Source organism: Paenibacillus solani, assembly GCF_050475945.1.
GTDB lineage: Bacteria > Bacillota > Bacilli > Paenibacillales > Paenibacillaceae > Paenibacillus_AQ > Paenibacillus_AQ solani_A.
This window is the reverse complement of the sequence record NZ_JBCMXJ010000005.1, coordinates 856,333-871,217: the sequence shown is the minus strand read 5'-3', so window position 1 is coordinate 871,217 and position 14,885 is coordinate 856,333. Positions and strand designations below refer to the sequence as shown.

Below are 14,885 nucleotides of genomic sequence, written 5' to 3'. Positions count from 1 at the left end.
TTAGAATAGGGACTGCCCGTTCAGCTTCTTCGCCGTATAGTTGACGATGACCACGATAATGAAAGCGACCACGGAGCTGAACATGCCGACGGCTGCCGCATAGGAGAACATGCCGTTCTGGATACCATAGCGGAACGAATAGGTGGACAGGACGTCGGAGTAATCCCGCGTCAGGTCATTGCCGAGTAGGAAGTGCTGGTCGAAGCCCGCGTTCAGGATGCCGCCAAGCGCCAGAATCAGCAAAATGACAATCGTTGGCTTCAGATGGGGCAGGGTGATGTACCGGATCTGCTTAAAACGGTTGGCGCCGTCGACCTTGGCCGCTTCATAGAGCTCCTGGTTGATCGACGAGATGGCTGCCAAATACATAATCGAGCTGTAGCCCATATCCTTCCACGTATTGCCGAGCGCGACGATCCACCAGAAGTACTTGCCGTTCTGCAGGAATAAAACGCTTTCATCGGTGATGTGGAGGAATTTCAATATGCCGTTAATCGCGCCGTCCGAGGAGAGCAAGGTCACGATGATGTTGGCCGCGATAACCCAGGAGATGAAATAGGGAAGATAGGAGGCGGTTTGCACCGTCTTTTTGAACTTCACATTCTTGATCTCATTAATCGCGATGGCGATCAGGATCGGCATCGGAAAGGAGAAGAGAAGCGTGATCAGCGTGGAGGCCAGCGTATTTCGCATGACGATCCAGAAGTCGCCGTTGTTGAAAAAGTAACGGAACCATTCCAGGCCGACGAACTCGCTCGAAAACAGGGTCGACCAGAAGCCGCCGAGCGTCGGCTGGTAATTGACGAAGGACATGTATAGACCAACCATGGGTGTATACGCAAACACAATGGCCCAGATCAGTCCGGGCAGCATCATCAGGAATAGATACTTCTGCTGCTTCAGCATCGCCCAGCGGCTTTTTCGATGAGGACTTAAGTTCAAGTCACTCCGCGTCTGTAAGGTTGTAGTAGTTTTCATATGGGGCACCTCGCATCTCAAGTTAACTCAAATTATAAGACTCGGAAAAAATGAGTGTCGATATGACAATGTAACGAAAGATGCTTGAAAATAACTTACATTGCTTGTTCCCATAGTTAAAATAACGAAATCGCTATAATATGAAGGGATAAAGCCGACACAGGGGGTATGAGCATGTATAGCATTTTTCTCGTAGATGACGAAGAGCTAGAGTTAGAGATGATCCGAGATTATATTCGTTGGGAAGAGATGGGGATATATGTAGCCGGAACGGCCCTGAACGGCAGAGATGCCCTTGAGAAGATTGAGGTGATTCAGCCCGATATCGTACTGACGGATGTCCAGATGCCCGTCATGAACGGGCTCGATATGGCAAAACGGGTGAGTGAGTTATTCGACTGGATTCAGTTCGTCTTCCTGACCGGACACGATGAATTCAATTATGTGAAATCAGCCTTAAACGTGGGAGCCGTCGGTTATTTATTGAAGCCGCTGGATCTGAGCGAAATTGTAAGCGTTATCGATAAAGTGAAACAGCGCTGTGAGGAAGTGCGGATGAAGAACCGCTCCATTCGCGTGACCAAATCCAATATCGTGCGAGAGATGATGTTCGAGCAGAACGAGGAGCGATTCCGAAACCTCGCTGCCAGCTACCATAAGCTGTCCCGCCATACGGAGCCGAGAACGTATACCCTAACGCTGCTCGGCCTCGATGCTCCGCACGCAGCACAGCCGGGGCTATCCCTCGAGGATGGCATGGCGCGTCTGCAGACACATATGGAAGAGTGGCTTGCTGACAAGAAGCTCGAAGCGGATCTGGTCATCTGCCGGGAAGGCGAGCTGGGCATCTTCATGGATGCCGCCAGCCATCTGAGCCGCTTTACGTGGGAGGGTTTGCTGAAGCAGATGCAGGAAGCGCTGGGCTTTACGATGACAGCGGCCGTGAACGAGGAGCCGGAAGAGCTGTCCCGCATCCAGGATGTATACCGGGAGACGCGGCTGATGCTGGAGGAGATGTTTTACGTCGGGAACGGGAGAGTCATCTATGCCAAGGACGTGTTGCGGCAGCTGGAGAGCGGGCAAATTCCTCCTTTCCAAGAAACGGCCTATTTCGAGGACATTCATCAGCTGGCGTCCGAGCAGGCCGCGCAGAAGCTGCGGGATTACTTCAATCGGCTGGTCATGCTGCGAATCCGAAAAACCGAAGTGTGCGATTTTGCCATCGGACTGGTGGAGCGTCTGCTGGAGGGGATCCACGAACCGATCACGGAGAGCCACAAGCGTGCGGAGCTTTACCATTCCATCTATCAGTGCCGAACCATGATTGAAATCGAAGCGATCATCATGGATTACGCCAGGCATGCGATCCAGACGCTGGAACACCGGTTCATGGACAAAAATGCCAGGCTGGTGCACCAGGTGCGCACGACGATCGACCAGACCTATCACCAGGCCATCACGATCAACAGCTTGTCCGATCAGGTGTATCTGTCTCCCAACTACCTGCGTTCCGTCTTTAAGGAGAAAACCGGCATGACGATTCATGATTACCTAACAAGAATCCGGCTGAACAAAGCTAAGGAGCTGCTGGCGGACGATTCGCTCAAAGTGCAGGACATTGCCCAAAGGGTCGGTTATGAGAGCACTTCCTATTTCATTTCCCTATTCTTAAAAAACCAAGGAGTTACGCCAAATGAATACCGCAAAAACATCTAGCCCGACCGGTCCGTGGAGCCGTCTGGCAGGGGTTCTCCCATTCGCTCACTTACGCGCATACACCAACTGGCGGATCCGGCACAAGTTCTTTTTCATCTTTCTCATCGTAATCATCCTGCCGTTCTCGCTGCTGATCTATTATTCGTATTCTTCGACGCGCAGCACGATTACGGAGCATACCTATACGGCCTTGGGCGGATCGCTGGCACAGATTAACACCAACGTGGAGAAACGGCTGGAGTACTACAATCAGCTGTCGAACATCCTCTACATGGATGCGCAGCTCCGCAATTATCTGTCTACCGATTATGAGCAGGCGTATTATTATCTGGATGCGTTCCAATATATCAATCGGACGCTGCCGTCCCTGATGACCCTGAATGCCAATATTCTGGGTATTACGATATATACGGGGAACCATACCCTCTATTCCGACGGCCAATACGTCAAATATACGGAAGAGCTGCCACCGGTGATGGAGGAACAGGTGCTGGATGCCGCCGGCAGTACAGTATACTTCCATTCCAGTGATTTCAAGTCCGATGATGCGTATATCACCATTGCCCGTTCCTTGAGTTATTTCAGCCTGCAGCATCCATACGGGATTTTGACCATGGACATTAACGCAAACGAATTCTACTCCATGATCAAAATGGAGAATTACAACAAAAGCGTTTATATTATCGACGAGTTTGGCAGCGTGATCAGTACGGGGGATCAGAATCTCCAATCCAACCAGCTGTTTGATGTGTTCCCGATTCAGGAGCGGATGACCCAGGATGCAGGTTCTTTCGATGTTAAGATTAACGGCCAGAAGCGTTTTTTTACGTATAAAAAGCTCAGCAACGGCTGGTCCACGGTCATCACCGTACCCTACGACGAGCTGCTGGTCAATGCGAATCGGGCGACCAAGAACGTCATCTGGTTCTCCGCGCTGGCGATTGGCATTGCCATCCTGCTGTTATATTTTACGACCAAAGTCATGACCAAGCGCATCGAGGTGCTTCTGCAGCAGATCCGGAAGGTGGAGCGCGGGGATTTCCGGCTGTCGATTAGGCCGATGGGGCATGATGAGATCGGCCAGGTGTCCTTTGCGTTCAATAAGATGGCTTCGACCATACAATCCCTGATCCATGACGTGTACGTGAAGGAGATCGCAAGGAAGGAGTCGGAGCTGAATACGCTCCAGGCCCAGATCAACCCCCATTTCCTGTACAACACCTTGTCCTCCATTTCTTCCCTGGCGATCAAGGAAGGGGCCATGCAGGTGTACCAGATGGTCAATTATTTGGCCAAGTATTATCGGGTGTCGCTGAATAAAGGGAAACGCATCATTCTGCTGGAGCAGGAAATCAATCTGGTGAAGAATTATGTCGCGATCCAGAAGATCCGGTTCCGGGACAAGCTCCATATGCATTACGACCTGGATGAGCAGCTATTCGGGAACACAACGATCAAGCTGATTCTGCAGCCGTTCATCGAGAACTGCATCAATCATGCCATTGTGGACGAATTGGGAATCAACATTAACGTGAAGCTGAGACAAGAGGGGGACGACATTTTACTCCAGGTCATCGACGACGGCATCGGGATGAAGCCGGAACAGCTCGATCGCGCGCTGAACAAATCGGATAATCTGTCTGGATACGGCGTAAAAAATGTGGATGACCGGATCAAGCTGACCTACGGGGAGGAATATGGCGTCAGCATCTTCAGCCGGCTCGGCATCGGGACCGCGGTGACCATTCGGATACCTGTAATCTCCGATAGGCATCCAGCAAACGAACGGGACAGGCAGCAGGTGCTACCCTGAATGAAAGACGTTTTGCATCATGAATTGTAAGATTGCGTTATAGATGATTGAACTCCTGATTTTTACAATGATAGATATATTCGAGCTTTTGAATATGACAACCTTAGAAAGGGGTTCAGCAAATGAAGAAACTAAAATTGATTCTGGCAGCAGCCCTAGTTATGACAACGCTTTCGGCTTGCGCCGACAACCAGAAGGCGGCATCGGGCGGAGATAGTGGAACGGATGCGGACAGCAACGCGCCGATCACGTTAACCTGGTTTGACCAAAACACGGGGGATGCCTTTACCAACCCGGTTGCGCAAGTGATTACGGAAAAAACGGGCGTCACCGTCGAGATCCAGCAGCCTACGGGCAATCCGGTGGAGAAGCTGAATCTGATGCTGGCCAGTGGCGATCTTCCCGATGTTATTTTATTGAGTCGTGGAAGCGATATCATGAACAAGTATATTACCTCCGGCGCGATCGTCCCGCTGAATGACCTGATTGAAGAGCATGGACCGAATATCAAAAAAATGTATGGGGACACGTTGACCAAAACCCGAAGCGAGGACGGCAAAAATTATTATTTATCCAACTGGTACGGCTTGGAGCAGTACCCGGTATTCGGATTCATGATGCGCATGGACATCATGAAGGAGCTGGGCGTCGGGGATAAGGTAAATAACGGCGAGCCTTTTACCGCGGAGGAATTCGAGGAGCAGCTCGTCAAGTTCAAAGAGAAGTATCCAACGATCGACGGGAAAGAAAGCATTCCGATGACACTCAACGGCGAGAATATCGGCAGCGTGACCGGCAGCCTCAAAGGAATGTACGGCATGATGCCGTATTACGAGACCAACGGCGAGCTGAAGAAGGATGTCCGCGATCCGCAGTATCTCGAAATGGTCAAGTTCCTGAATTCCCTGTACCGTAAAGGGTTGCTGGACAAGGAATGGGCAACGATGAAGACCAAGCAGTACGAGCAGAAGCTGGGCAACGGAAACGTGTTTGCCACGGCGGAAGCGCTTTGGAATGTGGGAAATGCGAATACGCTCCTCAAAACCGAGGCCGCTGATAAGGCAACCGAGGACGAGCGTCAATTCTACCAATATAAAGTGCTAGCTCCGGGCGTGAAGCCGGAAGAGGCAACCTATGGACCGAAGAGCTCCCTGGGCTGGGACGGCGTAGCCATCAGCCGATCCAACAAGGATCCGGTCCGTACGATGAAGCTGCTGGATTTCCTGGCCAGCGAGGAAGGCCAGTATTTGCTGATGTGGGGAGTAGAAGGCGAGCATTGGGACATGAAGGACGGCAAGCATGTGCCAAGACAAGAAGTGCTGGACGCCTTCAAGAAGAATTGGGACGAAGCCTCCCGTACGACAGGCATTCGCAAGTGGACCTGGATGATCAAGAATGGTCCTGGCGAGGACGGAACCCCTTATGACCTGATGGGCCGTTACCAGACCGATCCGGTCACGGATCTGGCGATCAAGAACCTGGCCGACACATCGTTCGATACGGCACCGTATGACAACCTGGGTCCGGCTGGCGGAACGCCGGAAGCCATTATGGAAACGAAGGTGAACGACACTATCAATAAATATTTCCTGATGATGGCCCTGTCACCGTCCGAGGACCAACTGGTGGAATCGTATAACCAAATGATGGCCGAGATCGAGGCGGCTGGGCTTACCAAGCTGGAAAAGATTTACACGGACAACTTCAACAAACGTCAAGAGCTGTGGGGCAAATAATCTGGCTAGGGGGAGTCAAAAGATGATTCGTCTTTTGGCTCTCCTTTTTTTCTTGAGCAGGCAATAACCATATCAACACGAATCGGAAGGATGATATTCTATGACCATTCAATACCAAGAACAGTTTCGCGTGTTTGCGATACAAACCGATAACAGCTCCTATCTGTTCGGCATCAACGACAGCGGCAATCTGCAGCATCTCTACTGGGGGAAGCCCATCGAGATCGAAGATGCGGCGCCGCTGCTCAAGCCGAAATCGCACAGCTCGTTTGATGCGGAAGTCCATTCGGAGGTGGAGGAATACAGCTTCTGGGGCGGAGTCAAATACAGCGAGCCCAGCCTGAAGGTCCGGATGCCGGATGGCGTGCGCGACTTGGCAGTTCGTTATGCCGGGCACCGGACGCTCAAGACGGAAGGCAGGGAAACGCTGATCATCGTCATGAAGGACGAAGCGTACCCGCTCGAAGTGGAGCTGTCTTATCGGGTGATTCCAGAGTGCGACTTAATTGAACGTTCAGCCCGGATCGTAAACCGCGGCGAGGCGGATATCGTGCTGGAAAATTCGCAATCCGCGGCATGGGTCATCCCCTATCTGACGGATTACCGCCTCACGCACGTGACGGGGAAATGGTCCGGCGAATTTCAGCTGCGCAGCACCTTCCTCACCGAAGGAAAGAAGGTGCTGGAATCCCGAAGGGGCTTTACGGACAGCCACACCAATCCTTGGTTTGCAATGGATGACGGACATGCCACGGAGTCGGCGGGGCAGGTATGGTTCGGCGCGCTGGCCTGGAGCGGAAACTGGAAGATCACGGCCGAGCGTACGGTGTTCGAGCATGTCCGGGTGACCGGGGGCATCAATGACTTCGACAGCGAGTGGGTGCTGGGAGCGGGGGAAGGCTTCGATACGCCAAGCTTCGTCGGGGGATACAGCAGCGGCGGCTTTGGAGGGATGAGCCGGCGGCTGCATCGCTATCAATATTCGGATGTTCTGCCGGGCAGCGAGACGAGACCGGTCCTGTATAACTCGTGGGAAGCGACGTACTTCGATGTCAATGCCAAGGATCAAATGGCTTTGGCCGAAAGAGCCGCGCGTTTGGGCGTGGAATTGTTCGTCGTGGACGATGGTTGGTTCGGCGGGCGCAACCACGACCGCGCCGGGCTTGGCGATTGGTTCGTGAACCGGGAGAAATTCCCGAGCGGCCTCGGTGAGCTGATTAACCGGGTGCATGAGCTGGGCATGGATTTCGGCATCTGGGTGGAGCCGGAGGCCGTCAATCCGGACAGCGACCTGTACCGGGAGCACCCGGATTGGGTGTACCATTTCGAGACGCGGGAGCGCTCGGAGCTTCGCAATCAGCTGCTGCTGAATATTTCGAAGCCGGAGGTTAAGGCTTACATTGTGCAGTTTATGACGGACCTGCTGGAGAAGCATGACATCAAGTTCATTAAATGGGACATGAACCGGACCGTAACCGAACCCGGCATGAAGGATCATCCGCTTCACCGCCAGAAGGAGATCTGGATTCGCCACGTTCAGAGTCTGTACGAGATCTGGGCGGAGCTGCGGCGCAAATTCCCGCATGTGGCGTTTGAAACCTGCGCCGGTGGCGGAGCGCGCATCGATCTTGGCATCTTCCGGTATGCCGATCAATCCTGGCCGAGCGATAACACGGATGCCTTTGACCGCCTCAGCATTCAGGAGGGCTTCTCGTACACGTATGCTCCGCGGATGATGACCTGCTGGGTGACGGAGTCGCCGACAGGGATGAATCGCAGACAGGTATCCCTGAAATACCGTTTCCACAGCGCCATGATGGGAACGCTCGGCATCGGCTCCAACCTGAATGAGTGGAGCGATGAGCTGATTGCGGAATCGGCCGAATATGTGGAGCAGTATAAATCCATTCGCCATCTGGTTCAGTTCGGCAGCCAGTATCGCTTGGACTCCCTTCGGCATAAAGGCGTAACAGCCGTGCAGTATGGAAACGAAGACGGAAGCGACAACGTGCTGTTTGCGTTCCTGCACAGCCAGAAGCTGGGCGAGCCGCTGCCACGACTGCGGATGACTGGACTGCAAGCCGATCAGTCGTATAGCATCGAGGGGCTTGAAGGTACATGGAGCGGCAGGGCACTCATGAACATCGGAATTGAGCTGCCGCTGCGTGGGGATTTCGATAGCCTGGTTTATCGGATTCAGAAACAGGGCTAAGATGTTTCATTGAAATAGAAAAGCGTCGTATTGCCTTTCGCGATACGACGCTTTTTGCGGTTGATCTAAACCCAATGAATAGATTATACCCCCCATATTGGATTCTATAGATTAGGAAATCGTCCCTACTCTAGTTGTTGTTATGCTAGTCCTCTATAGTAGTGAGGTCAAGCGAACCGAAGCTTGGGTTCAGTATAAGCAAACAACCAGGAAATCCTACCCCTTCCGGGTATCTCGGTATTCGGAAGGGGATTTTCCCATGATTTTTTTGAACAGCCGCGAGAAATAGTAGGGATCCTGGAAGCCGAGACGGTGGCTGATCTCCTTGACGCTCTGGCCGGTCAGGTCCAGATGCTGGCAGGCTCGTTGGATTTTGAGCCGCAAATAATAATCAATGGGGGGGTAGCCCGTCGCTTCCTTGAACCGGAAGGTGAAGTGCGGGATGGACAGATTGGCGTTAGCCGCCAGCTCCTTCAGGCTCACATGGTCCTCTAGATGCTCAGTCATGAACCGAAGTGTCTGCTCCATGTCATGCTTGTTGTGCTGGTGTTGCCCCCGCTGCGGTTGGAGCCGGACGAGGCGGATGACGGCCGCCAAGTGGCCGGCGAGCTGCGAGACATGGATGATATGGTTCAGCGTATACCCTTTTTGCAGCAGCTCGTAACTTTCCTGAAACAGCTCCACGATGCTCCTTGACTGGTCGACCGGAACGACGGTGGGTTCGGCTGCGTCGGTAAAGCCTTCGAACAATAATCCTGCATGTGTCCCCTTCATATGCCACCAGTAAATGCTCCAGGGATGAAACTCCGTTGATGCATATTCATGCGGCGTATCCGGTGGGATGACGACAGCCTGGCCCTTGAGCAGAGAATAGGTTTTGCTGCCGTTCAATCGGTACCAGCCCTCCCCCTCCACGCAATAGATTAAAATGTACGAGCCGCTGCCCTCCGGGCGTTCCCGGAAGTGATGAAGCGCGCGTGGAAAGTATCCGATGTCGGTTATGTGCAGCGGTTCCACAAGCGGATGCCGGGCAGCCTCTTTCATAATATGATCCGGGAGGACAATGATTTTCTGGGACTCGAATCCCTCTGATTTTCGTATGGTATCCATAGCTCTACTATGTATCGGGACGGCAGCCTTGTCAACCTGATGGAAAGCCAATAAATCAGAATATAATCCATCATGAACATGATATCGTCAATGGCTCTTCGGCAGGTAGGCTTATAAGATAGAGTCATGAAGCAGCCAATGCTGATATTAATGGAGGGATGACGAATCATGACTAAACAGCTGCATGTTAGCGTACGGGAAGAGAACGTGGAGATTCCCACGTATGATGTGGGAAAGCCGGACCTGAACCCGATGTTCTTGGAGAAGCGGGTGTATCAGGGGAGCTCGGGGCGTGTCTATCCACTGCCAGTCATCGATAAAATTTACGACGAGAAAGTATTAAAGCCCTACCGGATCATTTTCCTTGAAAATGAGTATGTGCAGATTCAGATCATGCCGCAGATTGGCGGCCGCATCTACCGGGCCATCGATAAAACCAACAACTATGATTTTGTATACCACAATCAAGTGATCAAGCCGGCTTTGGTTGGTCTTGCGGGTCCATGGATATCCGGGGGAATCGAATTTAACTGGCCGCAGCATCACCGTCCGAACACCTACGGCGAGGTGGAGTGGAGGGAAACGGATCACCCGGATGGCAGCAAGACGGTATGGGTCGGCGAGATTGATCGGATGTACGGCACGAAGGTGTCTACCGGCTTCACGCTGTATCCGGACAAGGCGTATCTTGAAATTCAGGCGCAGATGTACAATCCAACATCGGAGCCGCAGACCTTTCTGTGGTGGGCGAATCCGGCCGTAGCAGTCAACGATCATACCCAGTCCGTATTTCCACCGGATGTTCACGCGGTGTTCGACCACGGGAAACGGGACGTGTCCAAATTTCCGATCGCAACCGGGACGTATTACAAGCAGGACTATTCGGCAGGCGTCGATATTTCCATGTACCGCAACATTCCCGTTCCGACATCCTATATGGCCTATCATTCGGATTACGATTTCGTTGGTGGTTATGACCATGCCTTGAAAGCGGGAATTCTGCATGTCGCCAATAAACATATATCTCCCGGCAAAAAACAGTGGACGTGGGGGCACGGCGAATTCGGCCAGGCCTGGGATCGTAACCTGACCGACGAAGACGGCCCGTACATCGAGCTCATGACCGGCGTGTATACCGATAACCAGCCCGATTTCACTTGGCTGGCGCCGTATGAGGAAAAAAGCTTCAAGCAGTACTTCATGCCCTACAAAGACATCGGGCTGGTGAAGAATGCGTCCATTGACGCCGCCGTTAATCTCGAAGTCCACGGTCGCAAGGCCGTTGTCCATGCCTATGCAACCTCGGTTATCGAAGAGGGGCGCATTCTGATGACCGGAGCGGGAAGAACATACTTGGATCGAAAGGTCAAGCTTTCGCCGGCCGACACCTTCCAGGCCGAGATCGAACTGGATCCCGGTGTCAGGGAAGAAGATGTGCGGGTGGTGGTATTCGCTGAGGACGGCAGAGAGCTGGTAGCTTACCAGCCCAAGCCACGCACCTTGGAGAGGACGCCGGACCCGGCCACGGCAATTGGCAAGCCGGAGGACCTGAAGAATACCGAAGCACTGTTCTTGGCAGGGCAGCATCTGGAGCAGTACAGGCACGCAACCTATGAACCGGAAGCCTACTATATAGAAGGTCTTTGGCGCGATGCGGGAGACGTTAGGCTAAACAATGCCTATGGTTTGCTCCTGCTGCGCAGAGGGTGCTTTACGCAAAGTGAGGTTTATTTTAGAAAAGCCATTGAAACCTTGACCCGCCACAACGCCCGGCCCTATGACAGCGAACCGTTCTATCATTTGGGTAAAGCCTTGAAATGGCAGGGGCGTTTGGACGAAGCATACGCTTATCTGTACAAGGCGGTCTGGTCGGGGGCTTGGCAAGGGGCTGGCTATCTCACTTTAGCCCAGATTGCTTGTGAGAAGCGGGAATATGAGGAAGCGTTCGAGCTGATCGAACGATCCCTTGCTGCCCAGTACCGTAATTATAAGGCGAGGCATCTCAAGGGTTTCGTCTTAAGAAAGCTGGGACGCTTGGCGGATTCAGCATCATGGCTTGAGGAAACACTCAAGCTGGATCCCATGGATGCGGGTGCGATGAACGAGCTGGCAGCCGTATATCAAGAACTGAAGCAAGAGGACAAGAACCGGCATTCTTACGAATCACTTGTCCAGCTCCTGCGCGATAATCCGCATCATTATATCGCCGTTGCTCAGGACTATGCGGATGCAGGCCAATATGGCGACGCTTTGGATGTGCTGCAGCGCCTCGAACGCCTTACGGCACCAGCCGTCTATCCGATGGTTTATTATTACCAGGGCAGTTATCTAATGAAGATAGATCGGACGGAAGAGGCATCCGCTTGCTACCGATTGGCCTCGAAGGCCGATCCTTCGTACTGTTTCCCGAATTCCCTGTATGACTATGTGACGTTAAAGCAGGCGCTCAGCGTTCAGCCGCAGGATGCGAAGGCGTTGTACTACTTAGGGAATCTGCTGTACGACAAGAAGCGTTACGAAGAAGCCATAAGCAGCTGGGAAACTTCCGTCGCTCTGGATGGCAGCTTCGCTACGCCGCATCGGAATCTGGCTCTCGCTTATTATAATAAGAGAGAGGACCATGACCAAGCATTGGCATCCCTGCAAACCGCATTCTCGCTGAATCCGGCGGACGCCAGGGTTTTCTACGAGCTGGACCAATTGTATAAAAAGCTTGGTCATGCTCCGGACGATCGCTTGAAAGCGATGGAGGAGCACATGGAGCTGGTCGAGCAGCGAGATGATTTATATCTGGAATATTTGACACTGCACAATACGCTGAATCGTTATGAGGAGGCATTGGCATTGATTCTGAAACGTAACTTTCACCCTTGGGAAGGCGGCGAGGGCAAGGTTCCGGCCCAGTATGTGTTGGCCCGTGTGGAGCTGGGGAAGCAGCTGCTTCAGGATGGTCGCTGCGAGGATGCAATAGAGCAGCTGCTTGTTGCCAAGCAATATCCACTCAACATCAATGAAGGGAAACTCACGGGAGCACAGGAAAACAACATCGATTATTACCTGGGCTGCGCGTACGAGGGGCTTGGCCTCTCGGAAGAGGCGAAGGCGTACTTCCTGAAAGCTTCCGAGGGACTCGATGAGCCAACCAGCGCGATGTATTACAACGATCAGCCGCCGCACATGATTTTTTATCAAGGGGCTGCGCTGCGGAGACTGGGCCGAGAGAATGAAGCCCGCAGCCGGTTTAACAAGCTGATCGATTACGGGGAGAAGCATATATTCGAGCCTCAGAGCATTGATTACTTTGCCGTATCGCTGCCGGACTTTCTGGTGTTTGATGAAGATCTGGACAAAAGAAACGAAATTCATTGCCGCTACATGATGGGGCTCGGGCATCTTGGACTTGGTGACCAGCAGTTCGCGGAGACCCTGTTCCGCGAGGTGCTGCAGCTGGAGTCTCACCATCAAGGAGCTGCGTTGCATTTGGCGCTTTGCAAGACGTTGATTTAAGAGATTGACACTACCTTCTCAAGGGCCGTTATGAACGGTCCTTGAGCATTTGTGCATTCCGGGTGATGCGTTGACTATAACGGAGGAGGATGAAGATGATGATCTGGAGCAAAGGGATGCTGGATGGATATGAGGTTTGGACAGGGCGCACGGAGGTGATGGAGATGGTCGTGGTGCCTGAACTCGGAAGCAGGGTCATCTCGCTTCGCAATCGAAAGACTGGCCGGGAATGGCTGGTGCAGCCTGCTGGAGCACTGGAAACGAACGGGTATGCAAGCTCCTTTGGACAGCGGGACGGCAGCGGCTGGGACGAAATGTTTCCAACGATCAATGACTGCCGGTATCCCGCGTATCCATGGGAAGGAACGGAGCTTCCGGATCATGGCGAGGTATGGTCTATTCCATGGAAGGCGCACAGTGAGCAGGATCAGCTTCTCTGCAGTGTTCAAGGAATCCGAATTCCTTATCAGCTGCGCAAAACCTACTCCTTCCCCCGTGAAGATACCCTACGGATCGACTATGCCGTTCATAATCCGTGTCCGTTCCCGTTCTCTTTCCTGTGGGCCGCGCATCCGTTGTTTCAAATCGATGAAGGCGTAGAGATCATTGTTCCAGACAAGTTGAGTGAGATCATCGTATCGTACTCGGCGAACGGTCGATTGGGAGAATTCGGCGATATTCGTACATGGCCGCAGCCATGGGAGGATAACCCCCATATCCGCTTGAATCGAACTGGCAGCAGGCTTGAAGCAACCGCTGAGAAATTCTATTTTGCTGGTGAGCTGCCGGAGGGGACAGCTTCCATTTACGATCCGGTTGCGGGGGAAGGACTCCGCATGACGTTTCCTAAAGAGCAGGTGCCTTATTTAGCGATATGGGCGAATTACGGCGGCTATCAGGGACAGTATCATCTTGCGCTGGAACCAGCGACGGGGCTGCTCGATGATCTCTCGTATGCCATGCATCGTCAGGCAGCGGCTGAAGTGCTGCCCAGCGGCACGTATACATGGAACGTTGAGATTAGCTGGATCGACAACACTTATTCATAAGCCAATTCACGAATGCGCTGGTTGGGATTGTCCGTAAATAAACCGCCATGATAACAGATCACGTTCTGGATGTCATATTCAGTGAGCTTTTGCAGTGAGCTTTTGGCTAATACTAAATCATAAGTGGTTGCCGGATTCGGACCGACCAGCCGTCCCTCTACAACATTCAGTGCATCCCCGGCAATCAAGGTTTTGCTTGGAATATGATACAAGCTAGTATGGCCGGGGGTGTGGCCTGGTGTGTGAATGACAATGATGCCGCCGCCAAATGGTAGTTCTTCGCCATCGCTTAATATGCTGTTCACTCGGGCTGTAGGAGGGTGCTCAAGGATATGTTTAAAAGCACTCTTCCACTCAGCTGGAACGGAATCTGGCACCGAAGCCATTGCCTGCGCTATGGATTCGGGCGAAAGTTTGACATTTCTTTGCTCTCCCTCTATGTAAGGCTTCTCCCTTTCGCTAGCGAAAACTTCGGGCGTGTGACTGCTGTTCTGGATCACGTCCGGTAAACTGCCGATATGATCCAAATCGTGGTGTGTTATAATGATTTTGGTTATATCCTCAGCTGAAAAACCGCAGCTCAAGAGTTGTTCCTCAATAAGCTTCAATTGGCCGGGATAGCCGGCGTCCAGGAGCACCCTCTCCTGATGATCCCATATGCTTGTCAGGTGGATCGTTTCCATCTTGCCCATCATGGCAGCAGAAATTTCGAGCATTGCAATACCTTCACCAATTATCATATTACATACCTCCACTCTAAAGAA

9 protein-coding genes are annotated in these 14,885 nt (G+C 52.5%); 6 read left to right on the top strand and 3 right to left on the bottom strand.

The window, feature by feature from the left end; genetic code table 11:
• Positions 1-978: an ABC transporter permease gene (locus ABEQ74_RS05820; protein ID WP_430105239.1), complete on the bottom strand. Its 978-nt coding sequence runs from the start codon at positions 976-978 to the stop codon at positions 1-3.
• A gap of 174 nt (positions 979-1,152) precedes the next feature.
• Here ABEQ74_RS05820 and ABEQ74_RS05815 point away from each other — a divergent pair, with 174 nt between their 5' ends.
• The 4 genes from ABEQ74_RS05815 (at position 1,153) to ABEQ74_RS05800 (ending at position 8,455) form a co-directional block, all read left to right on the top strand.
• Positions 1,153-2,694: a response regulator transcription factor gene (locus tag ABEQ74_RS05815; protein ID WP_430120336.1), complete on the top strand. Its 1,542-nt coding sequence runs from the start codon at positions 1,153-1,155 to the stop codon at positions 2,692-2,694.
• Positions 2,672-4,507: a sensor histidine kinase gene (locus ABEQ74_RS05810; RefSeq protein WP_430120334.1), complete on the top strand. Its 1,836-nt coding sequence runs from the start codon at positions 2,672-2,674 to the stop codon at positions 4,505-4,507. The genes ABEQ74_RS05815 and ABEQ74_RS05810 overlap by 23 nt, the downstream gene beginning before the upstream one ends.
• 122 nt (positions 4,508-4,629) lie before the next feature.
• Positions 4,630-6,243 carry an ABC transporter substrate-binding protein gene (locus tag ABEQ74_RS05805; protein WP_430120332.1) on the top strand — a complete coding sequence of 538 codons (1,614 nt, stop codon included), beginning with the start codon at positions 4,630-4,632 and terminating at the stop codon, positions 6,241-6,243.
• A gap of 100 nt (positions 6,244-6,343) precedes the next feature.
• The gene (locus ABEQ74_RS05800; RefSeq protein ID WP_430120330.1) at positions 6,344-8,455 is read left to right on the top strand and encodes an alpha-galactosidase; all 2,112 of its coding nucleotides are present in this window, start codon (positions 6,344-6,346) and stop codon (positions 8,453-8,455) included.
• A gap of 216 nt (positions 8,456-8,671) precedes the next feature.
• Here the strand turns inward: ABEQ74_RS05800 and ABEQ74_RS05795 are convergent, their stop codons facing one another.
• A complete protein-coding gene (locus tag ABEQ74_RS05795; RefSeq protein WP_430120328.1) occupies positions 8,672-9,616 on the bottom strand; it encodes a helix-turn-helix domain-containing protein in 945 nt (314 codons plus the stop codon).
• 117 nt (positions 9,617-9,733) lie between these two features.
• On the opposite strand from ABEQ74_RS05795, the gene ABEQ74_RS05790 reads away from it, so the two are divergent.
• Both ABEQ74_RS05790 and ABEQ74_RS05785 read left to right on the top strand, forming a co-directional pair.
• The gene (locus ABEQ74_RS05790; RefSeq protein WP_430120326.1) at positions 9,734-13,072 is read left to right on the top strand and encodes a DUF5107 domain-containing protein; all 3,339 of its coding nucleotides are present in this window, start codon (positions 9,734-9,736) and stop codon (positions 13,070-13,072) included.
• A gap of 98 nt (positions 13,073-13,170) precedes the next feature.
• Positions 13,171-14,121: a hypothetical protein gene (locus ABEQ74_RS05785; RefSeq protein ID WP_430120943.1), complete on the top strand. Its 951-nt coding sequence runs from the start codon at positions 13,171-13,173 to the stop codon at positions 14,119-14,121.
• Here ABEQ74_RS05785 and ABEQ74_RS05780 read toward each other — a convergent pair.
• Positions 14,112-14,861, bottom strand: a complete 750-nt coding sequence (locus tag ABEQ74_RS05780; RefSeq protein ID WP_430120324.1) for an MBL fold metallo-hydrolase — start codon at positions 14,859-14,861, stop codon at positions 14,112-14,114. The two genes, ABEQ74_RS05785 and ABEQ74_RS05780, sit on opposite strands and share 10 nt — an antisense overlap.
• Between the last annotated feature and the right edge of the window lie 24 nt (positions 14,862-14,885).

Bases quoted from the DNA above. Each gene is read 5' to 3' on its own strand.
- ABEQ74_RS05800 (WP_430120330.1), top strand. From the start codon at position 6,344: ATGACCATTCAATACCAAGAACAGTTTCGCGTGTTTGCGATACAAACC.
- ABEQ74_RS05820 (WP_430105239.1), bottom strand. From the start codon at position 978: ATGAAAACTACTACAACCTTACAGACGCGGAGTGACTTGAACTTAAGT.
- ABEQ74_RS05790 (WP_430120326.1), top strand. From the start codon at position 9,734: ATGACTAAACAGCTGCATGTTAGCGTACGGGAAGAGAACGTGGAGATT.
- ABEQ74_RS05810 (WP_430120334.1), top strand. From the start codon at position 2,672: ATGAATACCGCAAAAACATCTAGCCCGACCGGTCCGTGGAGCCGTCTG.
- ABEQ74_RS05815 (WP_430120336.1), top strand. From the start codon at position 1,153: ATGTATAGCATTTTTCTCGTAGATGACGAAGAGCTAGAGTTAGAGATG.
- ABEQ74_RS05785 (WP_430120943.1), top strand. From the start codon at position 13,171: ATGATCTGGAGCAAAGGGATGCTGGATGGATATGAGGTTTGGACAGGG.
- ABEQ74_RS05780 (WP_430120324.1), bottom strand. From the start codon at position 14,861: ATGATAATTGGTGAAGGTATTGCAATGCTCGAAATTTCTGCTGCCATG.
- ABEQ74_RS05805 (WP_430120332.1), top strand. From the start codon at position 4,630: ATGAAGAAACTAAAATTGATTCTGGCAGCAGCCCTAGTTATGACAACG.